Below are 25379 nucleotides of genomic sequence, written 5' to 3'. Positions count from 1 at the left end.
AAGGCATCGTCGGCTGAACCTCGGATTGTCGAAACGGAACGGAGCGAAGACGCGGACCTTGGGCATGAATGGGTCCGCTTTTTCGCGTTTTTCGGTGCGAAGCGATGGAAAACACTGAGTGGGTTGGTACGAATATGAGTTCGCATTTTTGATGCATGGATCATCACGATGTGATACAATGGGGAAAGATGGTACGAAGGAGGAGGCGAAACGGTGGAGGGCCGTTTTCAATTAGTGTCGCCATACGAACCGCAAGGCGATCAGCCGCAGGCGATCGCCAAGCTCGTTGACGGTTTGCGGCTTGGGGTGAAGCATCAAACGCTGCTTGGGGCGACGGGGACGGGCAAAACGTTTACGATCTCGAACGTGATCGCCCAAGTCAACAAACCGACGCTTGTCATCGCCCACAACAAAACGCTCGCTGGCCAATTGTACAGCGAGCTGAAAGAGTTTTTCCCGCACAACGCCGTCGAATATTTTGTCAGCTATTACGATTACTATCAGCCGGAAGCGTATGTGCCGCAGACGGATACGTACATTGAAAAAGACGCGAAAATCAACGATGAAATCGACAAATTGCGGCACTCGGCGACATCAGCCTTGTTTGAGCGCCGGGACGTGATTATCGTTGCGAGCGTGTCGTGCATTTACGGTTTAGGGTCGCCGGAAGAATATCGGGAGCTCGTCGTCTCGCTGCGCGTTGGGATGGAAATCGAGCGCAACGCGTTGCTTCGGCGGCTCGTTGACATCCAATACGACCGCAATGACATCGATTTTCGCCGCGGCACGTTCCGCGTCCGCGGCGATGTTGTCGAAATTTTCCCCGCGTCGCGCGATGAACATTGCATTCGCGTCGAATTTTTCGGCGATGAAATCGAGCGCATCCGCGAGGTGGACGCCTTAACCGGCGAGGTGCTCGGCGAGCGCGAGCATGTCGCCATTTTCCCGGCGTCGCACTTCGTGACGCGCGAGGAGAAAATGCGGCTCGCCATTCAAAACATCGAACAAGAGCTTGAGGAGCGGCTTGCCGAACTGCGCGCGCAAGGAAAGCTCTTAGAGGCGCAGCGGCTTGAGCAGCGGACGCGCTATGACCTTGAAATGATGCGCGAGATGGGCTTTTGTTCAGGCATCGAAAACTACTCGCGCCATTTGGCGCTGCGGCCGCCGGGCTCAACGCCGTATACATTGCTTGACTATTTTCCGGACGATTTTTTGATCATCGTTGATGAGTCGCACGTCACCTTGCCGCAGCTGCGCGGCATGTACAACGGTGACCGGGCGCGCAAGCAAGTGCTTGTCGACCACGGCTTCCGTCTGCCGTCGGCGCTTGACAACCGGCCGCTCACGTTTGAAGAGTTCGAGCAAAAAATCAATCAAATTATTTACGTCTCGGCGACGCCAGGGCCGTACGAGCTTGAACACAGCCCGGGCGTTGTCGAACAAATCATCCGCCCGACCGGGCTTCTCGACCCAACGATCGACGTCCGCCCGACGAAAGGGCAAATCGACGATTTGATCGGCGAAATTCGCGAGCGCGTCGAGCGGAACGAGCGGACGTTGGTGACGACGCTGACGAAAAAGATGGCGGAAGATTTGACCGATTATTTGAAAGAAGCGGGGATCAAGGTGGCGTATTTGCATTCGGAAATTAAGACGCTCGAGCGCATTGAAATCATCCGCGATTTGCGGCTCGGCAAATACGATGTACTGGTCGGCATCAACTTGCTTCGCGAAGGGCTCGACATCCCAGAAGTGTCGCTTGTCGCCATTTTGGACGCCGACAAAGAAGGGTTTTTGCGCTCGGAGCGCTCGCTCATCCAGACGATCGGCCGGGCGGCGCGCAACGCGAACGGCCATGTGATCATGTACGCCGATACGATCACGAAATCGATGGAAATCGCCATTCAAGAGACGAAGCGGCGCCGCGCGATTCAAGAAGAGTACAACCGAAAGCACGGCATCGTGCCGCGCACGGTGAAAAAGGAGATTCGCGACGTCATCCGCGCGACGTATGCGGCGGAAGAGACGGAGATGTACGAGGCAAAGCCGGCGGCAGCGATGACGAAACAAGAGCGGGAAGAGCTGATTCGAAAGCTCGAAGCGGAAATGAAAGAGGCGGCCAAAGCGCTCGACTTCGAGCGGGCCGCCCAGCTGCGCGATATCATTTTCGAATTGAAAGCGGAAGGGTGATGGCCGGGTGAACGGAATGGATAAAATTATCGTCAAAGGGGCGCGCGCCCACAACTTGAAAAACATTGACGTCGAAATCCCGCGCGGCAAGCTCGTCGTCTTGACCGGGCTGTCCGGGTCGGGGAAGTCGTCGCTGGCGTTTGATACGATTTACGCGGAAGGCCAGCGGCGCTACGTCGAATCGCTGTCGGCGTATGCCCGCCAGTTTTTAGGGCAGATGGAAAAACCGGACGTCGATGCGATTGAAGGATTGTCGCCGGCCATTTCGATCGATCAAAAAACGACGAGCCGCAACCCGCGCTCAACCGTCGGCACGGTGACGGAAATTTACGACTACTTGCGGCTTCTATTCGCCCGCATCGGCCGCCCCATTTGCCCGACGCACGGCATTGAAATCCAATCGCAGACGATCGAGCAAATGGTCGACCGGCTGCTCTCTTACCCGGAGCGGACGAAAATGCAAATTTTGGCGCCGATCGTCTCGGGAAAAAAAGGGACGCACGCCAAGACATTGGAGGATATTCGCAAACAAGGGTATGTGCGCGTCCGCATTGACGGCGAGATGCGCGAGTTGACGGAGGACATTGAGCTTGAAAAAAACAAAAAACATTCGATTGATGTCGTCGTCGACCGCATCATCATTAAAGACGGCATCGCCGCCAGGCTTGCCGATTCGCTTGAGACGGCGCTGAAGCTCGCCGACGGCAAAGTTGTCGTTGACGTGATCGGCGAGGGGGAGCTGCTGTTCAGCGAAAAGCACGCTTGTCCGTACTGCGGCTTTTCGATCGGGGAGTTTGAACCGCGTCTGTTTTCGTTCAACAGTCCATTCGGCGCCTGCCCGGACTGCGACGGGCTCGGGGCGAAGCTCGAAGTGGATCTCGATTTGGTCATCCCGAACGATGAGCTGACGTTAAAAGAACACGCCATCGCTCCGTGGGAGCCGCAAAGCTCGCAATATTACCCGCAGCTGCTCGAAGCCGTGTGCCGCCATTACGGCATCCCGATGGACGTGCCGGTGAAGGATTTGCCGAAAGAGCAGCTCGATAAAATTTTGTACGGCAGCGGCGGAGAGCCGATTTATTTCCGCTATACGAATGATTTCGGGCAAGTGCGCGAACAATACATCGCATTTGAAGGCGTCATTCCGAACGTCGAACGCCGCTATCGCGAGACGAGCTCGGACTACATCCGTGAGCAGATGGAAAAGTATATGGCGGAACAACCATGTCCGACATGCCAAGGCTACCGGCTGAAAAAAGAAAGCCTGGCCGTCCTTGTCGGCGGCAAGCATATCGGCGAGGTCACCGCCATGTCGGTGACCGAGGCGCTCGCCTTTTTTGACGGGCTCGAGCTGACTGAAAAAGAGGCGCAAATCGCCCGCCTTATTTTGCGTGAAATTCGCGACCGTCTCGGTTTTTTGCAAAACGTCGGCCTCGACTATTTGACGCTCAGCCGCTCAGCAGGAACGCTCTCCGGCGGCGAGGCGCAGCGCATCCGCTTGGCGACGCAAATCGGCTCACGGCTGACGGGGGTGCTGTACGTGCTCGACGAGCCGTCGATCGGGCTTCATCAGCGCGACAACGACCGGCTGATCGCGACGTTGAAAAGCATGCGCGACCTCGGCAATACGCTCATTGTGGTGGAGCACGACGAGGATACCATGCTGGCCGCGGACTATTTGATTGACATTGGTCCGGGGGCGGGCATCCACGGCGGCGAGGTCGTCGCCGCCGGCACGCCGGAAGAAGTGATGAACGACCCGAACTCGCTCACCGGCCAGTATTTATCGGGGAAAAAATTCATCCCGATTCCGGCCGAGCGTCGCCGTCCGGACGGACGTTGGCTTGAGGTGGTCGGCGCGCGCGAGCATAACTTGAAAAACGTATCGGTGAAAATCCCGCTCGGCACGTTTGTCGCTGTCACCGGGGTGTCGGGCTCGGGCAAAAGCACGCTCGTGAACGAAGTGTTGTATAAGGCGCTGGCGCAAAAGTTGCACCGGGCGAAAGCAAAGCCGGGCGAGCACCGCGACATTCGCGGGCTGGAGCATCTCGATAAAGTCATTGACATCGACCAGTCGCCGATCGGCCGCACGCCACGCTCGAACCCGGCGACGTACACCGGGGTGTTTGACGACATCCGCGACGTGTTTGCCTCGACGAACGAAGCGAAAGTGCGCGGCTACAAAAAAGGGCGGTTCAGCTTCAATGTCAAAGGCGGGCGCTGCGAGGCGTGCCATGGCGATGGCATCATCAAAATTGAGATGCACTTTTTGCCGGACGTGTACGTCCCGTGCGAAGTGTGCCACGGCAAACGGTACAACCGCGAGACGCTCGAGGTGACGTATAAAGGAAAAAACATCGCCGAGGTGCTCGACATGACGGTCGAAGATGCGCTCGACTTTTTCGCCTCGATCCCGAAAATCAAACGCAAGCTCGAGACGCTCTATGACGTCGGGCTCGGTTATATGAAGCTCGGCCAGCCGGCGACGACGCTCTCGGGCGGCGAGGCGCAGCGCGTCAAGCTCGCCGCTGAGCTTCACCGCCGCTCCAACGGCCGGACGCTCTACATTTTGGACGAGCCGACGACCGGGCTTCATGTCGATGACATCGCCCGGCTGCTCGATGTGCTCCACCGGCTCGTCGACAACGGCGATACCGTGCTTGTCATCGAACATAACTTGGACGTCATCAAAACCGCCGACTATATCATTGACTTAGGTCCGGAAGGCGGCGATCGCGGCGGACAAATCGTCGCCGTCGGCACGCCGGAAGAGGTGGCCGAGGTGAAGGAGTCGCACACCGGCCGCTACTTGAAACCGATTCTCGAGCGAGACCGGGCGCGCATGCAGGCGCGGTATGAAGCGGCGAAGGCGTAAAGGCCTTGGCCGCTTTGGCATATGGGAGATGGCCGCTTTTGGAAAGAGAAAAAGGAAACTTTTCCAAGCCGCGGTCGTATATACAAGGTAAAAGAAACTTATGGAAAGGGGATTTCCGCTTGTCGACGAACAAAGTGTTATCCGCGCTTTGTTATTTCAGCGTCTTTTTTGCGCCGTTCATTTTGCCGATTGTCGTCTATTTTGTCGTGGAGGATGTGGAAGTGAAACATCATGCGAAGCGGTCGCTCGTGTCGCATTTGATTCCGGCCGTTACGATCCTCTTGTTCATTGCGTTAGCCGCGTCGCCGGTGCTGTTCGGCCATTGGGGCGAGGAATCGCTTCTTTTTGGCGGCGGGCTCGTCTGGCTTGGGTTCCTCGTTGCTGGGGCGGTGAATCTCGTTGTCATCGTTTGGAATGTCATAAAAGGGATTCAAGTGTTAAAATAAGAGAAAGCGTCTGTTTGCCGGCGATGCCGCGGCCCCGCTTTTTTGGGCCTGTCAAAAGGCGTGGCAGGCGAACGCGAGACTCGAATAAAGATGGTGATGGGATGCTCAATTGGCTGATCGGTGTGTTTATCAATACGGTGCTGCTGATGGCGATTGACGGCTATTTTGACGATATTCACTTCGGCGGCATCGGCGCGGCGTTTTTGGCGAGCGTGATTTTGGCGGTGCTCAACGCCGTCGTTCGCCCTGTGCTCATCTTGTTGACGCTGCCGGTGACCGTGTTGACGCTTGGGTTGTTTTTGTTTGTCATTAACGCCATCACGCTCATGATGACTGCAGGGCTGATGGGCGATGCGTTTCAAATCGGCGGCTTTGGCACGGCGCTGCTCGCCTCGATCGTCTTGTCGTTTTTCCACCTGCTCGTGCAAAAAGCGATTATCGAGCCGCTGCGCAACCGGTCGTAACGGGGGCGTGATCCATTGGAAGGCCGGTGGCGCCATGGTTTTCCGTGATCGTGTGAAAAGATGGCGAATGCGGCAAGGGGTTGCAATGGGAGAAACGATGCGGTGAAGATCGTTTCGGTTTGATGTGTTTGGCTTGATCGGGACGGGGGGAGCCGTCCCTGTTTTGTTTTCCCCGATGTTTTCCATTCAACGGCGGAACGAAACGTGTTACAATGGAAAAAGATGAAGAAAGGGGAGAAAGGCGACGTATGCCAAAAGTGCGGACGAAAGACATCATTGAACAGTTCCAGCTCGAGCTCGTCAGCGGCGCGGAGGGCATTTACCGCCCGATTACGACAAGCGATTTGTCGCGGCCGGGGATTGAAATGGCCGGCTATTTCGCCTATTACCCGGCGGAGCGTCTGCAGCTGCTCGGACGGACGGAGCTGTCGTTTTATGAAACGTTGACGCCGGAAGAAAAAAAGTCGCGGATGGAACGGCTTTGCACCGACATTACGCCGGGGATCATCGTCTCGCGCGGCTTGGAAGTGCCGCCGGAGCTGATCGAAGTGTCTGAGCGCCAGTCGGTGCCGGTCATGCGCTCGACAATGAAAACGACCCGCCTGTCAAGCCGATTGACAAACTATTTGGAAAGCAAGCTCGCCCCCACCACCGCGGTGCACGGGGTGCTTGTCGATGTGTACGGCGTCGGGGTGTTGATCACGGGCAAAAGCGGCGTCGGCAAAAGCGAAACGGCGCTGGAGCTCGTCAAACGCGGCCATCGGTTGGTCGCCGACGACTGTGTGGAAATCCGCCAAGAAGATGAAGATACGCTCGTCGGCAGCGCGCCGGAGCTGATCGAGCATCTGCTTGAAATTCGCGGCCTCGGCATTATTAATATGATGACGCTGTTCGGCGCAGGGGCGGTGCGGACGCATAAGCGCATTTCGCTCGTCGTCGACTTGGAGCTTTGGGATCCGGAGAAGCAGTACGATCGGCTCGGGTTGGAAGAAGAGAAAGTGAAAATTTTGGATACCGAATTGCCGAAATTAACGATTCCGGTCCGCCCAGGGCGCAACTTGGCGGTCATCGTCGAAGTGGCGGCGATGAACTTCCGGCTGAAGCGGCTCGGGGTCAACGCGGCTGAGGAGTTTTCGGCGCGATTGAGCGACGCCATCGAAGACGGCGCGCACGATTACGACTGATCGGCGGCGTTTCTTGCGTCAAAGGAATGGATCTCGTTTGGGCATGGAGCATAGGAGGTGGAAACGATGGAATCGACGATTCAGCCGCTCGACCGCGTGTTTTTGCACCTTGGCCCTATTACGATTTATTGGTATGGGGTCATTATCGGCACCGGTGTGTTGATTGGGCTATGGCTCGCGACGCGCGAAGCGGTGCGGCGCGGCTTGCCGAAAGAGACGTTTGTCGATCTCGTGTTATTTGCCGTGCCGATCGCCATTGTCTGCGCGCGGGCGTACTACGTGCTGTTTGAATGGCACTATTATTCAAAGCATTTGTCAGAGATTCCAAAAGTTTGGCAAGGCGGTCTCGCCATTCACGGCGGTTTGATCGGGGCGGTGGCGACGGGCGCGGTGTTCGCCCGCGCGCGCGGGCTGTCGTTTTGGAAGCTCGCCGATATTGCCGCACCAAGCATCATTTTAGGCCAGGCGATCGGGCGCTGGGGCAATTTTATGAACCAAGAGGCGCATGGCGGTCCTGTGTCGCGCCAGTTTCTTGAAAATTTGCATTTGCCGGATTGGATCATCAACCAAATGTACATTGACGGGCGCTATTGGCACCCAACGTTTTTATATGAATCGCTTTGGAACGTCGCCGGCTTTTGCCTCCTGCTTTGGCTTCGGCGCGTCAACTTGCGGCGCGGCGAGCTGTTTTTGTCGTATTTGATTTGGTATTCCGTCGGCCGCTTTTGGATTGAAGGGATGCGCACCGACAGCTTGATGCTGGTCGGCAGTCTGCGCGCGGCGCAAGTGATGTCCGTGACGCTCATTGTTTTGTCCGTAGCGCTTTGGGTCGTGCGCCGGGCGAAAGGCTGGGCGGACGCGCGGTATCAAGATGAATAGCGGCTTAGGTTGGTTCGAGACAAATGAGAAAAAAGGATGCTGTGTATGGTATCAAGAGAATCTTTGCTCGGCCGCACCGCGGCATGAAGATGAGCAAAGGAGAGAGGAGAACATGGCAGGAATGTTGCAGCGCGGTGTGCTCGCCGGGCTGAAGACCGCGTGGGCGCTTGGCAAAATCATTTTTCCAGTGACGCTCATTTTAGCGCTGTTGCAGCCGACGCCGCTCTTTTCATGGCTCATTGACCTTGTCACCCCGTTCATGAAATGGTTCGGCTTATCAGGCGATGCGGCCGTGCCGCTTGTGCTCGGCAACTTGCTCGGGCTGTATGCGGCGATCGGGGCGATGCTGACGATCGAGTTTACGGTGAAAGAAGTGCTTATTCTCGCTGTCATGCTTTCCTTTTCTCATAACTTGATCGTCGAGTCATCCGTCGCCTCGCGCACCGGGATGAGCGTCTGGCTCATGATCGTCGTGCGCGTCGGACTGGCCGTTGTGTCGGGACTGTTGATCGCCCATCTATGGGACGGGGGGCAGGAGATCGCCCGATACGGGTTTGCCGCGCATGAAGCCGCGCCGCCGTCCGGTTGGGGAGAGATCATCTTGGCGGCGCTGAAAAAAGCGGCCACCGGCATTGTGCAGCTCGTCGCGATCGTCATTCCGCTCATGACGGTCATTCAAATTTTAAAAGAACGCCACTGGATCGAGACGGTTTCGCGCTGGATGGCGCCGGCGACCAAGATGCTTGGCATGAGCGCGAACACATCGCTCACGCTCGCGGCCGGCTTTGTGTTCGGCCTTGCTTATGGGGCGGGGGTGATGATTCAGGCGGCGAAAGAAGACGGCGTCTCGAAGCGCGATTTGACGCTGGCGTTCATTTTTCTCGTGTCATGCCATGCGGTCGTCGAAGATACGCTCATTTTCGTGCCGCTTGGCATTCCCGTATGGCCGCTGCTTTTGATCCGCTTGGTTACGGCGGTGCTGTTGACCATGGCGGTGGCGTTCGTTTGGCGCCGCTTTGAACATCCGACTAGAAAGGAAGCCGCTTCATGACGATTCGAACCATTTTGTTTGACCTTGACGGCACATTGATTGATACAAATGAGCTCATCATCCAGTCGTTTTTGCATACGCTGGAGAAATACTACCCGGGCCGCTATCAGCGTGAGGACGTCTTGCCGTTCATCGGCCCGTCGCTGTATGAGACGTTCAGCTCGCTCGATCCGGAACGGGTCGAGGAGATGGTGAAGACGTATCGCACGTTCAACCACGCCCACCATGACGAACTGATCCGCGAGTTTGACACCGTGTATGAAACGATCGAAACGCTCCACCGCCATGGCTTCCGCCTCGGCGTCGTGACGACGAAAATGCACGACACCGCCCTGATGGGGTTAAGAAAAACGCGGTTGGAACCGTTTTTCTCGTGCGTCATCGGCCTCGATGACGTCACACGGCCAAAGCCGGACCCCGAGCCCATTTATAAAGCGCTCGAGTTGCTACGGTCAACGCCAGATGAAGCGCTCATGGTCGGCGACAACTACCACGACATTTTGGCTGGCAAAAACGCTGGGGTGAAAACAGCCGGCGTCGCCTGGGCGATTAAAGGCCGCGGCTATTTGGAACAATATGAACCGGACTATATGCTGGAAAAAATGAGTGATTTGTTGGCCATTGTTGGCATTAACGAATGAAAGGGGGAGCCGTTCTCCCGGTGAGACGAACGACAAAATACCCCGTCCAAGGAGCGAACTCGCTCTGGCAATTGTACCGCACCGTATCGTTTTGGAAAGTGCTGAAAAACGTCATCATCATTCAAATCGGGCGCTACACGCCGTTTTTGCCGCTGAAAAACTGGCTGTACCGCACGTTTCTCGGCATGAACATCGGCGAGCAGACCGCGCTCGCCTTTATGGTCATGCCGGACATTCTCTTCCCAGAAAAAATCAAGATCGGCCGCAACTGCGTCATCGGCTACAACACGACGATTCTCGCCCACGAATATTTAGTGGACGAATACCGCCTCGGCGATGTGGTGATCGGCGATGAGGTGATGATCGGCGCGAACTCGACCATTTTGCCCGGCGTGGTGATCGGCGACCGCGCCGTCGTCGCCGCCGGCACCGTCGTCCATCAAGACGTTCCGCCCGAGGCGATGGCCGCGGGTTGCCCGATGCGCATCGTACGCAGGAATGAACCGCTTTCCGATTGAACGGGGGCGGTTTTCCATTTTGGAAGAGGAAAAAAATGAAAGAAACGAAAAAACAGAGAGTCTGTTTTTTGTCCCCTATAAGTTAAACCTCACATTTCGCACCCTCCCGACGAAAATCGGGAGGATTTTTTCATTCCGATGTCGAATGAATCCTTGACACACAAGGAACGTAAAGGAGTTTTTCTCTCATGAATGTGAAAGTCAAAGGGGTCTATCGCAATTCTTATTTGAATATAATAAGTGTTCTAGTCAAAAAACTGGACCTCCCCCACTTGATTGACCATCTTGTGCCCGTCGATCCACAGTGCCAAACGCGAGTCAGCGATGCCGTTCAGGCCATCCTTTACAATCTATTTGACGGCCGGCAAGCCCTGGTTCACTTAGAACGATGGGCTCAGGAGATCGATCTGGAGAAACTCATCCGTCCCGGTCTCCATCCTTCCTGGTTGAACGACGATGCCTTGGCTCGTCATCTCGACCGCTTGTATGAGGCCGATATTCACAAGGTCATCAGCACTTGCTTGATTCACATTTATCGCAAAGAAGGCCTTTCCCTCCGAGCCTTTCACGCCGATACGACGGACAAGACGGTTTACGGAGCGTATGAATCGGCCTCGTTAGAGGCTTTGCAGATCACACATGGCTATAACCGCCATCATCGTTGGCAAAAACAGATCGGCTTCGGGCTGGTCGGCAACGAGGACGGCATCCCGTTTTACGGCGATGTGCATGACGGCAATCTATCGGATAAGGCGTGGAATCCTGAGGTGCTGTCGCGGATCCACGAACAGTTCAAACAAGCCAAGATCGACGACGAATGGATTTACGTGGCCGATTCCGCCGCGATGACGAAAGACACCTTGGCGCAGACAAAAGCCGCCCGTGCCTTTTTGATCACCAGAGGCCCTTCGTCGCTTCGAATCGTGAAACAGGCGCTCGCGGAGGCCGATTCGCCTCACATCCCGTGGAGCGAACCCTTTACCCTAGCGGAGAGAAACGGCGCCACGTACCGGGTATGGGAAACGGCCGCGACCTATGAAGGCCACCCGGTTCGGCTGATCGTCGTCGAATCGAGCGCGCTCGACCAACGGAAAGGAAAGACGCTCGAAAAAGAGCGGGTCAAAGAAGCGGAGCTTCTTCGCGAGGAACAAGTCCGTTGGGAGCGCCACCCCTTCTCCTGCCGCGAAGACGCCGAACAAGCCTTGACGTCCCTCAAGGCGTCCCTTCGCCCTCGGTTTCATCGAGTGGAGGCCGCGGTCGAAGAGATCGTGCGTCCGAAAAAACGGCGCGGACGGCCGAAAAAAGGGGCGGAACCCGAGATGGAGACGCTGTACACCCTTCGCCTAAACGTCGAATTCGACCAACCGGCATGGGAACAGGCAAGACGGAAAGCGTCCCGGTTTGTCCTCGTCACGACCGTTCCGAAGGAATGGAAGGGCCAACAAATGGATGCCCAAGAGATCTTGAAGCTGTATAAAGGGCAAATCTCGGTGGAAATGAACTTCGCGTTTTTGAAAGATCCGTTTTTCACGGATGAGATTGATGTCAAAAAACCAGAACGGGTCGCCGTATTGGGCTATCTATTTCTCTTGGCCTTGGCGATTTACCGCGTTTTTCAGCGCCGGGTGCGTCAGTTTATCACACCGGAACGCCCGTTAAAAGGCGCTGGAGGCCGCAAGCTGACCCGGCCAACGGGACAGGTGATTTTTCAGCTGTTTCAATATGTGAACGTCATCCTGCTGGAGCTGCCAGACGGGCGCATCCAACGCGCACTGGATCGCTCCCTCAACCCGGATCAGCGAAGGATTCTGCAGGGATTGGGCATGGATGAGAGCATCTACGTCTAACATGATACAGAACGACTAGCGATGGTAAAAAAAGGATTGCCATCGCTCGTTGTGTTGGTCAAAAAAGTTATTCTGAAAAACTAAATAAAAAATCCTTTGTTTTGACCTTGTTAGGGTGCGAAATGTGAGTTAAACCTTCCAGTTGGATTTATATAGGATCAATGATGAAAATATGAAACTTTAGGTGGCAGAACAAAAATTGTTGATTTTATTCTTTTTTTATTTTACAATTTATGCAGATATTTCTTTTTATAGAGATAAATGGCTCTTCACCACAAGTTGTACTTGAGATTTTAGGATAGGTATGCATAGGGAAAATAGAGGGTACAAAAAATGCGAATTTTCCTGTATGGTAAAGGTGACCAAACCAAACCATTGGAGGAAAATTCGCATGTACTCTCAGTTTATCAAAGAACTCATCGATTGACCAGATGTTTTGATTCAAAAGGTACGAAAAGAAGAAGAACGTTGGATTTTCGAACTTTCTCTTCCCGAACAATGCCCGTTATGTCCTGTTGGCTTGAAACGCACGATCAAAATGACAGGAAAAAAGAAGCAATGGATGCATGGCTATGCTCAGCGAATCGGGATTTTTTGGATCGAACTTCCTGTAGAGCGAAGACGTTGTGGTACGTGTGGCATGACATTCAGCACGTCTTATCCAGGAATCTCCCCTCGAAGCATAGCAACGGATGCCTTTCAACAATGGGTGGCGCAATCTTGCATAGGGACATCCATTCAGGCAGTGGCTCGTATGCTCAAGCTTCCTTACACGACCGTTGAACGTTGGTTTTATACCCATGCCCCTTCCTTCCTATCGAATGAAATCCAACCAAAGGCGGTTTGTGTCGATGAGTTTGCGTTTCGAAAAGGGCATGACTACGGGGTGGCGATCATGGATGCCGAAACGGGAGAAGTGTATGCCGTTGAAGCAGGAAAGAACGAGGAAGCCATTGGACGTGCGTTGGCTCATGTGTCTGGTTCTGTTCAGTATGTCGTGAGCGATTTGGCTCCAGCAATGAAAAAAGCGATTCAAAGGGTTTGCCCAGAGGCGACACATGTCGTGGATTATTTCCATGTCATTCAGCTGTTTACAGATGCTTTAGAGCGTTGTCGCAAATATTTAGACAAAGGAGGCAAGAAACACGGAAATGTTCGTTACGTTTGTCGTTTATTGAGCCAATGCCCAGAGAAATTGACGGAGGAAGAACGCCAAATCGTACGGAAATGGTGCAATGAAAGCGATTACTTAAAGTCTGTCTGCCAATCGCTTCAACATTTTCGCTATGTGTCTAAAAGCAAAGACGAGCAACAGGCGAAACGACGTTTGGAGGCTTGGATTCACCGATATGTATTTTGTCCTTGTTCGGCTGTACGCGCCATCGCAAAATCGCTTGTCAAACGAACAGATGAAATCATATCATGCATATTGTCACCTTATGTAAATTAGCACATTATTTCAGAATCCCTTTTTCAAATTATTTCAGATGGATTCTGAAATAATGTGCAAAATTTTTGCGGATTATTGCGGATTTTGCACATTCTTTCGGAACATTTGCACGCTCTTTCAGATGAAGAATTTCCAGCGCGCCTGATGGACCGATGAAAAAGAAAAAGCACAAAAGAGGCCGATTTGGCCCCTTTCGTGCTAATGCCCCATTTCCTCTGCAGCCATGCGCACCACTTCTTCGTCAATGACGTCCTTTTTCAGCTGATGCCCGTACAGCAGGCACGTCGTGGCCAACGTGTTGATGACACGGGGCCAACCACGTGATTGCAGGGCAATTGCCTCTAACGCCGATGGGGTGAAGATCGGATGCTTGGCCCCGGCCTGTTTCATCCGATGCTCGATGTAGCCCGCCACCTCTTCCTTCTCCAGCGGCCCCATCCGGTATCGCATGATGATCCGCTGGTCGAGAGGGCGGTGCTGATTGAGCCGCAGCTTCCCCTGTAAATGAGGCAACCCGGCCAAAATCAAGACAAATGGGTTGGTTGAATCCATCTCAAAGTTGAACAAGATGGCGATGTCTTGTAAAAAGGCATCCTTTGCTAAATGCATCTCGTCCAAAATGAACACCGGCGTGATCCGTCGTTCATGATGCAATCGCTCGATCGCCTGCTGGATTTGGCGGAAGAGATCTACCTTGCGGTACTTCGGTTCCTCTCCTAATCCCAAGGCCAGTCCACGGTAAAAATCCATCACGCCTCCGGTGGATAACGGAAAGTAGACGACATGATACAATGATGGATTCAATGACTCTTTCAGCGCCCGAAGGGCGAACGTCTTGCCCGCCCCCGGCTCTCCGATCAACAGCCCGATCCCCCGGGTTCGTTTCACGTACTCCAGCGCCCGCAGCGCTTCTTGAAACGCCGCCCCTTGATACGCCTCGGACGGATCTGTTTCTTTCGCAAACGGCTCCCGCGAGAGGGAATAAAACGTTTTATACATCCTGTTCGCCCTCCTTCGCCGAAACCGCCGCAAACGGCGACCGGTGGCGCTTCACATAGGCGTTATCCTCCAAACGCACCCGAATGGCTTCCGCCACCCGTTTGCCATCTTCGTACACATAGACGCCTCGTTCGTCATAGCGGAGCTCAATCGATTGCCCAATGAACCGAGGCGGCACTTCGTATAGCTGTTTATTCAGGGTGATCGTGCCATCGGCTTTCACCTTGCGGTGCTCCCGTTTCAGAAAAATCGCGTCCAGCCAATCGATGTCTTCGATCCACACCACTCGTTCCACTTGGGACTGAAACACCTCATGCGGCGTTTTTCCGTCCAGTGAGGCGTGCGGTTTTCGATGATACTCTTCTTCAAGCCACTTCCAAAAACGCTCGTTCAACTCGTCAAGCGACTTCGGCGGATTCAGCTCTAACAGCGGATAAAACCGCGTCTGTACGGTGCGGAAGAACCGTTCGATTTTCCCTTTGCTTTGCGGGTCATACGGCTGAGTGTGGATGAGCGTAATCCCCATCTCGGCGCACGCATACTGCAGCACCTCGGATCGATAAATTTTCCCGTTGTCCGAGTAAATGCGTTTCGGCTTCCCGCAACGAAGCACCGCTTCCTTTGTGACGATCCGCAGCCCGTCAAATTTCTCCGAAGGGAAAAATTGGGCATACGGCACCAACCGCGAGCAGTCATCGATATACGCGATCAAAAACGTTTTCTGGGCTTTCCCATGGACGCGAATCGTGGGTCCATGGGATAAGTCCCCTTGCCATAGCTCATTGATCTGGTCATACGCAAAACGCTTTCGCTCCGGCATCGGCAAGATTTCTTTTCCCACCAGGTTGTGTTTTTTTCAACAATCGGTATATAGTAAAGTATGAGAGGGTGGTGGGAATGTCCCCCTGCTTGGTGAGTTGTTCGTAGAATAGGGTCACGGGCATGGTGGGATGTTCCTTCCTCAATGCTAGAATATGATCCTCATCATCGGGGGACAGACGTCTGGAGCGGCCGCGGTCCGAACGGCGCTTCGGCTTCAAGGCGTCGAAGCCCCCTTTTTTGTATCGGGCGCACCAATCCAGAATCGTCTTCGCCGCAATGGGCTTGTCCCCTTGATGAGGAATCGAATGCACTCGCCCGCCCACCTCATTCAAATACACTTTGGGCTCCACCTGGCCATTCACCAACGGAGCGATCAGCCCGTACCGAAACAGCGCGATGTCGTGTCTCATCGATTCATCCATCCGGATCTCCTCCCTGTCTCCCTGTGATGTTGGACCGTTCCGGTCCCTCTGCCTCCTATCTTACGAAACGGCTCGAGATTCGTCGAGAGGAAGGGTTTGTGGGAACATCAACCATCTCCGTTTTTTGGTGTTAAGTAGAAAATCAGGAAGCAATTTGATCCGCAAACGGATGCCACCTCTCGTTTGTCCACAGGTCTTGGATGATCGAGCCCACCCCCCGTCCCTCCAAGGTCTGCATCCACCAAACCGCCCGTTCTGTTCTTGCGTTCCCCACAGGGCCGATGATCCCCCACCTTCTCACCGCCGCGTGATGCAAGCGGGAAAGATTCCGTAAAAATCGTCGGACATAAAACAAGATGACCTCCTTGGTGGGAAAAACAACCTGTTTGGTCTTCGCTCCTCGCCTTGGCGTTTCGAGCCACGTTTTGACCGCTTGCCAGATGACCGGCCGTGTATATTGAACATACGGGAGGAGAAAAGAAGGCAGCACACTCACGGTTTTACGGCACTCTTGACAGCGATATCGTGCGATCCAAAGGCGATACTCCCCCTCTGCCGTCAACGCATAGCGTTGGTAGTATCCGTGACGATGCAAGGGGCGGCGGGATGGACAGTGGGGGCATTGGTTCACGTCGGGAAAATCGTTCCCTTTCCCACGATCCGTATACGTTTGAATGTCAATGCCAAAGTCGTGAAACTGGATCACACTTCCTTCCCCCTCTCCTTGAAACGAATGGAAATCTTCGTCCGAAACAATTCACAAAAAAATTAGCACATTCCTTCAGAAAAGGGGAGAGGGCTTTCTGAAAGAATGTGCAAAAAAATGGGCGTTTTATGCTGAAATAAAATGATAATTTACACTTATTCGAATGGAAAAATGGAGGGAACAAATAACAAGATCAAGCTAATCAAACGTCGGGGATACGGATACCGAAATATCCAGCGTTTTGCATTGCGGGTTCGTCTAGAAACAGCTAACATACTTTAATGACAGGTGCAAGTACAACTTTTGGTAATGAACCAGATAAATTGATTTAAAGGAGATGAGAGTATTATGAAAAAAATATTTTCGTCAATTGCACTTAGTTTATCATTAGTGCTGCCCACAATAGCTTTGGCTGCAGGAAGTAGTTATTCTATATCTTACTTTTTTGAAACAGGTTTAACGGGTCAAACAAGAAGTTTCACAGGTGGTAAAGATTTAGTGGGAGTGTTTTACTCGGTAGCGTGTCGTGATTACAATTGTAATAATACTTTTGACACTACAGATACATTCAACGTAGCCTTATATAGAGATGGATTTTGGTCAGATGATTATATTGGCTCCAGTAAAGCTCCCCGGTCTGGAAATAAAACAATTACTTGGAGTAATGTAGGAGAGGGCGACTATTATATAAAACTCTGGAAACCATCAGATGGCACATATGTTAAGAGTCAGTCTGGTTCCAAATTATATATAAAATAACTGTAGATCAGCATTTTTTATTACAATAATTTTTGCGATTAAAAAGACTAATAGGATCCGATCCCTCTGGCGACATGGAGCTGTTCAATGGGAATTTTTTGCCTTGTGCGGTCACCAATGAACTCGACGACGTGAAATCTTTCCGCGACCGAAGGAGCTCCAGTCCAGCGGAAAGGATTTGTTGAGATTCGGCCATGTTGTACACGCAAGAGGACAGCACCACTGCTCCATACCGTTTCACCGCCCAAATGTGGCGAATCCGATAGCATAAGCTTCAGTTGATCTTTCGTCTGCTGGAAAAAGCATTTGATCGTCCCTGCAGTAAAATAAAAAACGATGTTTGGGGGGAGTTGTTTGTTAACCTTCGATATCCCAATAGTTTTCTTGTTTTTTATTCCTTTAGTTGTTTTGCTTATTAGACGAAATTATAAAAATATACCATTTTCTAAAAGTTTAATTTTTGTTATTTTTTACATCCATGTTGTTGTTGTTATTGGTATTACCTTGTTCCCCATTCCCTTCCAAAAGGAGTTGTTACATGACTTAAAAGCAAGTCATATCGAGAGCTCAATAAATTTCGTTCCCTTTTTGTCTATTATTAAAATATTATCGTTACACTCAATTGGAACCGGTTTCGCACAAATTGGGGGCAACTTTTTGTTGCTACTTCCTCTAGGAATATATCTGCCACTTTTATTTTATAGAGTGAATAGCTTTAAAAGAGTATCTTTCATTGTTTGTTTATGCTCATTCATGATTGAATCTATGCAGTTTTTCATTTCTTTGATATTAAATTATCATTATAAAGCAGTAGATGTCGATGATGTGATATTGAACACATTGGGAGGACAATTTGGTTACCTCATATATCGGATCACGATTCCTTCAATTGAAAGGAATGTTGATTTATCACGTTTTACAAACAACTTGAGATTCAAGGAATAGCTTATCATTTCGTCCCGCCCGGAGCGATGGCCGCGGGTTGCCCGATGCGCATCGTTCGCACGAACAAACCGCCTTCTGATTGAACGGGGAGGGTTTTGGCTTGGAAAAATGAGGGGCCAGAAAAAGTGAGGGAATTGTTTACCTGAGTTCGACGATCACTAGGCAAACAAAATTCCTCCCATCCCCATCACCTTCGCTTTCGTCCATTTGGCCTTCGGATCCTATTCGTTGTGAGCAAGCTGGAGATACGCTACGGTCGTTCCGTCTTTGTTTTTGCGTGTGGCTCGTCGCATGTACATACCTATATGATAAACGATATTGGGCTTTTCATGTCTAACCTGTTTAGGTGAGAATGGGAATAACAACTTTCGGTGAAGGTGTATAAGAGAGAGTTCACAAGATGCAAAGTCAGCGAAACACGTAAAAAGCCGCCCCGTAAATGGGGCGGCTTTTCCTTTTGGACCGCGCATGCGGCGGTCAGTTGAAAAATATTTTTGGCCGCACTTGAGTTCAAGGACTCAAAGGGCATTATTTATCGTATGCTTGTTTTCCGAATCTCATGCAAAGAAAATAATAAAGCATTTTGACAGAAGTGTCAAGAACGGTTTTCTGGATGAGTCAGTCAAGACTTTGTGGAGAACATTTTTTCGGTTCACTACGGGCGTTGTCAATCACTAGTTAGCGAACCATTTTCAGGAATTAATATCGTAAGCGCTTTCGGACTCTCATCCCTCATCTTGAGGCGATGATACGATATTCCATTTTTTTACACCCAACCACCATCCCGGAGCGCCGACAACGCTTGATGGATCGGCGTCCCGGATGACCGCTGCAGACACGGTAGATTCTGACGCACCACATCTGCCCATAACCGTCCGGCCTTCCGTTTGGCCTGTTCGATCCGCTTGGACTTTGTTGAGGCCGAGACGGCCGACTGGGGCTCTTGCTCCTCCCACCGTCCCTTTCTCCACCCGATCCCGTCGATTCGGGCCGCCATCGCCCTCAGAAACGCCCGAAGCCCTTGGTCTTTCCAGCTGCGGCGGGATTTCACCCGATGCGCAAACCGGCTCATCACGCTCTCGGCGTGGCCCATCGGACGCATGCCGGTCGTCTCCACCCCTTGCTCCGACAGCCACTCCCGATAGTCCCGGATGCATCCCGGCATCGACTCGATCCGGCGGATCATGGCAGCCATCTGCTTCTCTTTCGCTTCGTCCTCCAACGTGCCGACCGCGCTGTTCAGCTCCACGAGAAGCCCCTCTTCGTCTTGTTTCGCCAGCTTCTTCCGCACCTCCCGCCAACGCGGATGGCCGGACAGACACTGACGCAGCTCCCGCGCCACATGAAATCGATCCAGCTGAAAGCACGCCCGCTTCCCAAAATACTCCCGGCAGGCCGTGATCCACGACGCCGCGTCGCCGTTGATGATCAAAAGGTCCCGGCACGGATCATAGGCATATTCGTTCATCAGCCACTCTTCAAACCGTTCCCACACGTCTCCCGCCCCTTCATGGAGGTAGTGGCGCCGGTTTACCAGCTCAAGCTGCGAACCGTTTCGTTTCCATCCCTCGTGAACCGCCAGGATTTTTCTCTTCTTTCGCCCGTTTCCCTTTCCCCTGGCGGGAAATGAACAGCCCATCCGCCTCCACAAACGGCACTCGGCCGTGCCGTTTGGAAACAGGGTGGTGCAGCGAGACAGGGGCCTCCAGCACCAGTTGGCGAATCGCCTCGTGGCTCATGACCGCATACCCTACGATCGACTCGAGTGTGCGAGCCGCTTTGCGGTAGGAAGAGCACTCTACGGCCAACTCGACCGCCGTTTCCTCGAGGCAAGGACTGATCGATCGGGCCCCATCAAAGCCTAATTCGGCATCCAGCAAGAAGGTATAGTTCCCCGTTTGCCGGTCATAGTAGTAGTTCCGTCGAAACGTCACTTCTCCAAACAGCGTTTGGATCGTAGTCGGCCGTTTGTCTTTCAGCTGATACCGCCGCTTGTCCCGCGCTTCCGCCAGTTGTTGATCGATCTCCTCCAAAAGGGCCGCCAACAAGACAGCGAACACCTTTTGAAGAGTTCTGACGAATTGCTCCTCCAGCTCTTTTAATAAAAGCCATTCTGTGGTAAGATGTTTCATGGACTCTCTCCCTCCTGTTTTCGGTTGGTTTGCCAATCACCATCATAGCAGGGAGAGAGTCCTTTTTTCACGACATTTGCTTTTTCTACCGCGCTTCGCTTGGTGGCCCCGACGAGCGTCGCGAACAAAAGTTCGCAACCCTCGTCGGGGATCATTTCGGAATGTCACCCACAAATATTTTACTCACACTTCTGGATCTTTTCTAAGAGGCTGGTGATTTAGTACAAAATGCTGCTAGTTCCAGCTATTTCTCAATTACTGTAGATGAGCAAATTTGCTAACATAAATTGATAATCAAACAAAAAAGGAGACATGAACCCGATTCCTTGGTTAGGATAGATGTGCTATCAACCATTCACACAAGGAGGTTCATGTCTCATGAATCAATTCGCACATCATCAAGGAATTCACAAGTTTTTCACGATGTTGGGATTGACCCTTTATTTTTCAAAACCTGTCCTGAAGCATCTCGTTCCTATCATCGATGCGATGATCACGAAAGGTTTTTCGGGAACGTTGACGGATCTTCATCATGGGAGCTTTCATCTGAACCATCGCACGACACTCCTCCATTTTTTCACGAAAAGCCCTTGGGAGGAAGAGACGCTGCTTCATAAACTTCAGCAGTGGATGCTTCGTCGTGTCGAACGCATCGCCAAACAGGAGAATCAACCCTTTTTGTTTGGATCGATGATGCGATTTGCCAAAAAACGAAGCCTTCGTCACGGGCAACAAACGCCATTCAAGGGTGTGATGGGCACGATTCTCACTCAGAGAAAAAAATCGATTTGGGGACATTCTCTCGTTTGGCCCATGGTTCATACGATGACCCAGGCGTTTCCCTTTGCCTTTCGTCTCTACGACAGGGCGGCGGAAAAAGCAAAGGGGAACTCGCGATCGAGATGCTTTCTTCGTTGGATGTACGCCGTCCCGTTTATGTGCTAATGGATTCTTGGTATCCATCAAAAGCGCTCGTGGAAGCTTGTCTGAAAAAGGGATTCCACGTCATCGCCATGCTCAAGACGAACCGGATTCTCTATCCAAATGGCGTCGCCGTCCAAGCGAAGCGGTTGGCCCGCTCCATCGAACCGAATGACACTCCCTCGTCACGGTGGGAGAAGAGCATTATCGCTTCTATCGTTGCGAAGGAGCGCTCAACGGTCTCGACCACGCGGTGGTGCTGCTCGCTTGGAAAGCCAATCAGCCGATGACACCCGAACATCTTCACTGCGTCTTGAGCACCGATCGAGAGCTAAGCGATGAAGAGATCTTGCGCTGCTACGCCCAGCGTTGGTCGATCGAATGCTTTTTTCGACAAGCGAAAGACCAGCTGAAGCTCGATGGGTACCGTGTTCGTCAGGTTCGAGCGGTGAAACGCTGCTGGATCTTGGTGCAGCTTGCTTACGTGTACAGCCTACTCGAGTCGAACCGCGATGTTTCGGATGGGCTCGATCTCCTGTGCAAGAGAAAAGGACATAGCCTCGTAGAGTTCATTTACCGTGCAGCGAAACAAAATATTCCCATTGATGCCGTGAAAAAGCAGCTCCACGTGGCATAAGGGATACCCTGTTTGCCTCTTTTTACATGGTAATTATTGTTGTGAAAATTGCTCATCTACAGGTGGAAGTTAAAATTTCTTGAAGAGGTAATGAGAGGCTTGACAAACTATATTTTTATTTTTTAGTATATTAAGAAAAATAATAAGTGAGATGATTCATTGGAAAGGAGGTGTATAGGAGATCAGCGGCTTTCATTGATTTGGATATCCATATGGAAGGGAATATGATGATTAAGAAAGTGGATGGTGTACATTTATGTTTTTGACTCAACATTGATTTTCCCCCTTGCAGAGAAATCCTTTCAAGAATTCCTACAGCCGGAATCGTGATGAAATAAGGGATGCAGGAAAAATGGTTTCCTATCCGAGAACGGCATGAAAAGGTCACTCCAAGCACATATTTTCACAGTATACTATATGCCTTATTGAATTTTCATGCATATGTACAGGATACTTCGATAGAGGAAAAAATAGTTAGAGGAGAAGATTCATGAATAATAAGAACTCCATTCTAACGGTTATTGTCGTACTGTTTTTGTTTCTAACGAATAGTGTTGCAGCCAATTCAAATGCACGGACAGAAAAAACGTCCTCGCAAGGCTCAGGTAATCATTATAGCTGGGCTGAGGAGAAATTAGACAAAAAACTAAAAGAACTAGGTTTAACGAAGGAACAAATTGATGCCTTAAATGATGAGACGAAATGGGAAATTGTGAAGGATAAGGAAGTAAAAAAAGTGCTATCTTTTGCACAAAGTGGCGATACATTTAATGAAGAGCAAATAAATCGAGAAAGAGTGGAGGTTTCTACTGCCAGTTTAACGGAAGACATTTCCCTTAAGATTGTAGCCTTAGATTTAGGGACAAAAAATGGCCATCCGTATATTAAATTAGTGGCTGATTATGACTGGATCAATATGCCGATTTATCGGTTAGAAGATGGCTTTGCTATTTCATGGAGTGAAGGTTGGTATGGAGAAAGTTGGGGGTTTACAGAGAAACAGAAAAAATGCAGTTACTATGAGCGTTCATGCTTGTCCTATTATTGGGACACAAAGAACATTTATAATGCGACTGATGAAGATCGTCTGTCGGGCGTAGGTTTTCTATATGATTTAACCAGTACGGCGTATGATGCGAAAGGAACAGCGTATGTGTATTTAATTGGCAATGACGAGTCAAAAATCAAATCAACAACTTATTCTGCCTTTAAGGCTTGGTACGGGCATGACACATGGGCTGCGGATCTAGGAATCTCTATTGGGCTGCCAAGGGGTGCGGGGATCGCTGCGAATGTTAGTTTCGGCAATGAAGAGTATACGACGGCGTCTACATCCATTTATAATCCTAGCTTAAGCTATTAACTAGGGTGGTCATTCTATGAACAAATTATGCAGCTTTGCTGCTATGCTATTTTTAAGTGTGAGCATGATGATAGGAACGAACAAAACAGTGGAAGCAAATGTATTTCCTGCCTTTTACCCTTTAGAGGTGGATTTAAGCACGGATCAACTGATTTACAATAGAAACGAGGTTGTGCGTTGGATTGTAAATATAGCTGGCGGCTCATCTTACCGGCCAAATTTTACTGTCCATTTTACCGATACAAAAGGGAATAGCTACTGGATTGAAAATCTAAATAAGTACTCTACTTCAATCAATATTCCTTACTTAGAAGCAGGTGCGGTTACAGGTTATGTGACGGTATATGCTTCGGGCCAGGCCGTATCAGACAGCAGGACCATTACCATTAAGTAGGAATTTCTTTATTTTAGAGCTGAGCAACCTCTTCAAGGAAACATAAAAGGGACGCCGGCTGTGTGAGTGATAGAAAAAGGACTGATATTTGTGGGGTGGGTTCCGTTATGGAAACATACAAGCTTGTGCTGCTTACGCTCATTACTCTTTTGTTATTTTATATTGCCTTTTTGGTCAGTGATCTTGTTTTTTAGATAAGGAGAATGAGGGATTTTGGCAAGATGGATCGCCGCTATTTTCATTAGAGAGCAGATCACCGCCTATGCTGTGTGGAACGAAACGGACAAGCGCTTCCTTTTTTGAAGCGATCTTGTCCGTTTTGTTATTTATAAAGCATTCCCCCCTTGACGCTGTGGCCGCAAAGGAGTAAACTACTAATAACTTCACTTCTCTACCATATTAGCAAACTAAAGCATCTCGATAAAGGGCGTGGGGACATGGCAAAAAAGCTGTTCATGTTTGAAAAACCGTTAGGCATGCGCGATACGCTGCCGTTTTTATATGAGTTGAAAAAACAAGTGCGCTCGGTGATGGCGGAGGAAATTGAGCGCTGGGGGTACGAGTTTATTGAAACGCCGACGCTTGAGTATTATGAAACGGTCGGGGCGGCGTCGGCGATTGCCGATCATCGTCTGTTTAAGCTTCTCGACCAGCAAGGGCATACGCTCGTGCTTCGGCCTGATATGACGGCGCCGATCGCCCGGGTGGCGGCGTCAAGGCTTTATGAAGACGGCAATCCGCTCCGGTTGGCGTACAACGCCAATGTATTCCGCGCCCAGCAGCGCGAAGGCGGGCGGCCGGCGGAGTTTGAGCAGATCGGTGTGGAGTTGATCGGCGACGGCACGGTGACGGCGGATGCCGAGGTTATTAGCTTAATGGTCGCGTTGTTGAAGCGCGTGGGGTTGGGCCGCTTTTCGGTGGCGGTCGGCCATATTGGGTATGTGAACGCACTGTTTTTGGAGATTTTAGGGAATGAGGAGCGGGCGAGTGTATTGCGCCGTTTTTTATATGAGAAAAATTACGTCGGCTACCGTGAACATGTGAAGTCGTGGCCGCTTTCGTCGATCGATCAAAAGCGGCTGTTGGATCTTCTTTCCTTGCGCGGTGGAACGGACGTGATTGAACAGGCGAAAACGCTCGTCACAAGCGAGGAGGGGCGGCGGTCGGCCGATGAGCTGGCGGCGCTCATGGCGGCGCTTCGGACGTACGGAGTGGCCGAGGCGGTGAAGCTCGATATGGCGCTTGTCAGCCATATGAGCTATTACACTGGCATTTTGTTTGAAGTGTACGCCGAGCAGGTTGGATTCCCGATCGGCAACGGCGGGCGGTATGATGATTTATTGGCGAAGTTCTCGCGCCCGGCGCCGGCGACGGGGTTTGGGTTGCGCGTCGATCGGTTGATTGAGGCGATTGGGGAAACGGATGTGCGCGATGACATCGAGTGCATCGTGTTCAGCCAAGAGCGGCTGGCGGAAGCGGTGGAATTGGCCGAAGCGAAACGGGCGGAAGGCAAGCGCGTCGTCTTGCAGCACATTGCCGGCATTCGTGATATTGACGCCTACAGCCAGCGCTACCGGTCGATCGTGTATTTGCTTGGCCGCAGCGGGCGCGATGGGCAGTGAACATAACAGAGAAGGGGCCGCCGGTTGGTCATCGACGCTGTTGAAAACGGCAGCGATTGGCGGGACAGAGCGGATGCGAAGAACGGACGGGAGAGGCTGCCCATGGCGGTGG

At 51.7% G+C, this 25379-nt stretch carries 21 protein-coding genes and 4 pseudogenes; 20 read left to right on the top strand and 5 right to left on the bottom strand.

Annotation, left to right across the window (positions count from 1 at the left end; all coding sequences use genetic code 11):
* Positions 1-213 precede the first annotated feature (213 nt).
* From uvrB to GC56T3_RS16180, 11 genes are all read left to right on the top strand, one after another.
* Positions 214-2190, top strand: coding sequence for an excinuclease ABC subunit UvrB (uvrB, locus tag GC56T3_RS16230; protein ID WP_013146397.1), 1977 nt, complete (start codon positions 214-216; stop codon positions 2188-2190).
* 16 nt (positions 2191-2206) lie between these two features.
* A complete protein-coding gene (gene uvrA, locus GC56T3_RS16225) occupies positions 2207-5065 on the top strand; it encodes an excinuclease ABC subunit UvrA (RefSeq protein WP_041468868.1) in 2859 nt (952 codons plus the stop codon).
* A gap of 119 nt (positions 5066-5184) precedes the next feature.
* On the top strand, positions 5185-5511 hold the full coding sequence (locus GC56T3_RS16220; protein ID WP_013146395.1) for a DUF4870 domain-containing protein: 327 nt from the start codon (positions 5185-5187) through the stop codon (positions 5509-5511).
* A 101-nt stretch (positions 5512-5612) separates the two neighbouring features.
* The gene (locus tag GC56T3_RS16215; protein WP_013146394.1) at positions 5613-5975 is read left to right on the top strand and encodes a phage holin family protein; all 363 of its coding nucleotides are present in this window, start codon (positions 5613-5615) and stop codon (positions 5973-5975) included.
* A gap of 248 nt (positions 5976-6223) precedes the next feature.
* Positions 6224-7159 carry an HPr(Ser) kinase/phosphatase gene (gene hprK / locus GC56T3_RS16210; RefSeq protein WP_013146393.1) on the top strand — a complete coding sequence of 312 codons (936 nt, stop codon included), beginning with the start codon at positions 6224-6226 and terminating at the stop codon, positions 7157-7159.
* Between the two features lie 66 nt (positions 7160-7225).
* On the top strand, positions 7226-8038 hold the full coding sequence (gene lgt / locus GC56T3_RS16205; RefSeq protein WP_013146392.1) for a prolipoprotein diacylglyceryl transferase: 813 nt from the start codon (positions 7226-7228) through the stop codon (positions 8036-8038).
* A gap of 112 nt (positions 8039-8150) precedes the next feature.
* Positions 8151-9089, top strand: coding sequence for a nucleoside recognition domain-containing protein (locus tag GC56T3_RS16200; RefSeq protein ID WP_013146391.1), 939 nt, complete (start codon positions 8151-8153; stop codon positions 9087-9089).
* On the top strand, positions 9086-9730 hold the full coding sequence (gene ppaX / locus GC56T3_RS16195) for a pyrophosphatase PpaX (protein WP_013146390.1): 645 nt from the start codon (positions 9086-9088) through the stop codon (positions 9728-9730). The genes GC56T3_RS16200 and ppaX overlap by 4 nt, the downstream gene beginning before the upstream one ends.
* A gap of 20 nt (positions 9731-9750) precedes the next feature.
* Entirely contained in the window at positions 9751-10248 is a 498-nt protein-coding gene (locus GC56T3_RS16190) for a DapH/DapD/GlmU-related protein (RefSeq protein ID WP_041468866.1), read from the top strand.
* A gap of 188 nt (positions 10249-10436) precedes the next feature.
* Complete coding sequence (locus GC56T3_RS16185; RefSeq protein ID WP_041468566.1) at positions 10437-12095, top strand: IS1634 family transposase; 1659 nt, start codon at positions 10437-10439, stop codon at positions 12093-12095.
* A 436-nt stretch (positions 12096-12531) separates the two neighbouring features.
* Positions 12532-13545 carry an ISL3 family transposase gene (locus GC56T3_RS16180; RefSeq protein ID WP_369769989.1) on the top strand — a complete coding sequence of 338 codons (1014 nt, stop codon included), beginning with the start codon at positions 12532-12534 and terminating at the stop codon, positions 13543-13545.
* Positions 13546-13743: 198 nt separating this feature from the next.
* Here GC56T3_RS16180 and GC56T3_RS16175 read toward each other — a convergent pair whose 3' ends face one another.
* The 3 genes and pseudogenes from GC56T3_RS16175 to GC56T3_RS20075 form a co-directional block, all read right to left on the bottom strand.
* Positions 13744-14544 carry an ExeA family protein gene (locus GC56T3_RS16175; protein ID WP_041468319.1) on the bottom strand — a complete coding sequence of 267 codons (801 nt, stop codon included), beginning with the start codon at positions 14542-14544 and terminating at the stop codon, positions 13744-13746.
* Positions 14537-15788, bottom strand: a pseudogene (locus tag GC56T3_RS16170) (IS481 family transposase). Before GC56T3_RS16170 ends, GC56T3_RS16175 begins: the two are co-directional and overlap by 8 nt.
* Before the next feature lie 142 nt (positions 15789-15930).
* Positions 15931-16494 carry a DUF6431 domain-containing protein gene (locus GC56T3_RS20075; RefSeq protein WP_041468322.1) on the bottom strand — a complete coding sequence of 188 codons (564 nt, stop codon included), beginning with the start codon at positions 16492-16494 and terminating at the stop codon, positions 15931-15933.
* 159 nt (positions 16495-16653) lie between these two features.
* On the opposite strand from GC56T3_RS20075, the pseudogene GC56T3_RS18995 reads away from it, so the two are divergent.
* Positions 16654-16776, top strand: a pseudogene (locus GC56T3_RS18995) (transposase); the annotation flags it as partial.
* 66 nt (positions 16777-16842) lie between these two features.
* Positions 16843-17253: a hypothetical protein gene (locus GC56T3_RS19460; RefSeq protein ID WP_152333133.1), complete on the top strand. Its 411-nt coding sequence runs from the start codon at positions 16843-16845 to the stop codon at positions 17251-17253.
* Between the two features lie 47 nt (positions 17254-17300).
* On the opposite strand, the pseudogene GC56T3_RS20070 reads toward GC56T3_RS19460, so the two are convergent.
* A pseudogene (locus tag GC56T3_RS20070) lies at positions 17301-17585 on the bottom strand (IS701 family transposase); the annotation flags it as partial.
* Positions 17586-17589: 4 nt separating this feature from the next.
* Between GC56T3_RS20070 and GC56T3_RS16160 the strand changes: the two are divergent.
* Positions 17590-18198 (top strand): VanZ family protein, encoded by a 609-nt coding sequence (locus GC56T3_RS16160; RefSeq protein ID WP_227456669.1) that lies wholly within the window; start codon positions 17590-17592, stop codon positions 18196-18198.
* A 766-nt stretch (positions 18199-18964) separates the two neighbouring features.
* Here the strand turns inward: GC56T3_RS16160 and GC56T3_RS16155 are convergent.
* Positions 18965-20330 (bottom strand): annotated as a pseudogene (locus GC56T3_RS16155) (ISLre2 family transposase).
* A gap of 378 nt (positions 20331-20708) precedes the next feature.
* On the opposite strand from GC56T3_RS16155, the gene GC56T3_RS20350 reads away from it, so the two are divergent.
* The 6 genes from GC56T3_RS20350 (at position 20709) to GC56T3_RS16130 (ending at position 25267) form a co-directional block, all read left to right on the top strand.
* Positions 20709-21275 (top strand): hypothetical protein, encoded by a 567-nt coding sequence (locus tag GC56T3_RS20350; protein ID WP_369769988.1) that lies wholly within the window; start codon positions 20709-20711, stop codon positions 21273-21275.
* On the top strand, positions 21233-21541 hold the full coding sequence (locus GC56T3_RS20345) for a transposase (RefSeq protein WP_230982716.1): 309 nt from the start codon (positions 21233-21235) through the stop codon (positions 21539-21541). Before GC56T3_RS20350 ends, GC56T3_RS20345 begins: the two co-directional genes overlap by 43 nt.
* Positions 21442-21888, top strand: a complete 447-nt coding sequence (locus GC56T3_RS20340) for a transposase (protein WP_227456667.1) — start codon at positions 21442-21444, stop codon at positions 21886-21888. Before GC56T3_RS20345 ends, GC56T3_RS20340 begins: the two co-directional genes overlap by 100 nt.
* A gap of 490 nt (positions 21889-22378) precedes the next feature.
* Positions 22379-23251 (top strand): hypothetical protein, encoded by an 873-nt coding sequence (locus GC56T3_RS16140; protein ID WP_013146387.1) that lies wholly within the window; start codon positions 22379-22381, stop codon positions 23249-23251.
* 16 nt (positions 23252-23267) lie between these two features.
* Complete coding sequence (locus tag GC56T3_RS16135) at positions 23268-23645, top strand: hypothetical protein (RefSeq protein WP_013146386.1); 378 nt, start codon at positions 23268-23270, stop codon at positions 23643-23645.
* A 437-nt stretch (positions 23646-24082) separates the two neighbouring features.
* Positions 24083-25267 carry an ATP phosphoribosyltransferase regulatory subunit gene (locus GC56T3_RS16130; protein ID WP_013146385.1) on the top strand — a complete coding sequence of 395 codons (1185 nt, stop codon included), beginning with the start codon at positions 24083-24085 and terminating at the stop codon, positions 25265-25267.
* The last annotated feature ends 112 nt before the right edge of the window (positions 25268-25379 follow it).

It is taken from the genome of Geobacillus sp. C56-T3 (genome assembly GCF_000092445.1).
Taxonomy (GTDB): domain Bacteria; phylum Bacillota; class Bacilli; order Bacillales; family Anoxybacillaceae; genus Geobacillus; species Geobacillus thermoleovorans.
The sequence above is the reverse complement of the archived record's forward strand: the minus strand, read 5'-3'. Positions and strand labels throughout refer to the sequence as shown.

Excerpts from the sequence above, each read along its gene's own strand:
- GC56T3_RS16160 (WP_227456669.1), top strand. The coding sequence starts at position 17,590 with ATGTTTGGGGGGAGTTGTTTGTTAACCTTCGATATCCCAATAGTTTTC.
- GC56T3_RS20350 (WP_369769988.1), top strand. The coding sequence starts at position 20,709 with ATGAATCAATTCGCACATCATCAAGGAATTCACAAGTTTTTCACGATG.
- lgt (WP_013146392.1), top strand. The coding sequence starts at position 7,226 with ATGGAATCGACGATTCAGCCGCTCGACCGCGTGTTTTTGCACCTTGGC.
- hprK (WP_013146393.1), top strand. The coding sequence starts at position 6,224 with ATGCCAAAAGTGCGGACGAAAGACATCATTGAACAGTTCCAGCTCGAG.
- GC56T3_RS20345 (WP_230982716.1), top strand. The coding sequence starts at position 21,233 with ATGCTTTCTTCGTTGGATGTACGCCGTCCCGTTTATGTGCTAATGGAT.
- GC56T3_RS19460 (WP_152333133.1), top strand. The coding sequence starts at position 16,843 with ATGAAAAAAATATTTTCGTCAATTGCACTTAGTTTATCATTAGTGCTG.
- GC56T3_RS16140 (WP_013146387.1), top strand. The coding sequence starts at position 22,379 with ATGAATAATAAGAACTCCATTCTAACGGTTATTGTCGTACTGTTTTTG.
- uvrA (WP_041468868.1), top strand. The coding sequence starts at position 2,207 with ATGGATAAAATTATCGTCAAAGGGGCGCGCGCCCACAACTTGAAAAAC.
- GC56T3_RS16215 (WP_013146394.1), top strand. The coding sequence starts at position 5,613 with ATGCTCAATTGGCTGATCGGTGTGTTTATCAATACGGTGCTGCTGATG.
- GC56T3_RS16135 (WP_013146386.1), top strand. The coding sequence starts at position 23,268 with ATGAACAAATTATGCAGCTTTGCTGCTATGCTATTTTTAAGTGTGAGC.
- GC56T3_RS16185 (WP_041468566.1), top strand. The coding sequence starts at position 10,437 with ATGAATGTGAAAGTCAAAGGGGTCTATCGCAATTCTTATTTGAATATA.
- GC56T3_RS16200 (WP_013146391.1), top strand. The coding sequence starts at position 8,151 with ATGGCAGGAATGTTGCAGCGCGGTGTGCTCGCCGGGCTGAAGACCGCG.
- GC56T3_RS16175 (WP_041468319.1), bottom strand. The coding sequence starts at position 14,544 with ATGTATAAAACGTTTTATTCCCTCTCGCGGGAGCCGTTTGCGAAAGAA.
- ppaX (WP_013146390.1), top strand. The coding sequence starts at position 9,086 with ATGACGATTCGAACCATTTTGTTTGACCTTGACGGCACATTGATTGAT.
- GC56T3_RS16130 (WP_013146385.1), top strand. The coding sequence starts at position 24,083 with ATGGCAAAAAAGCTGTTCATGTTTGAAAAACCGTTAGGCATGCGCGAT.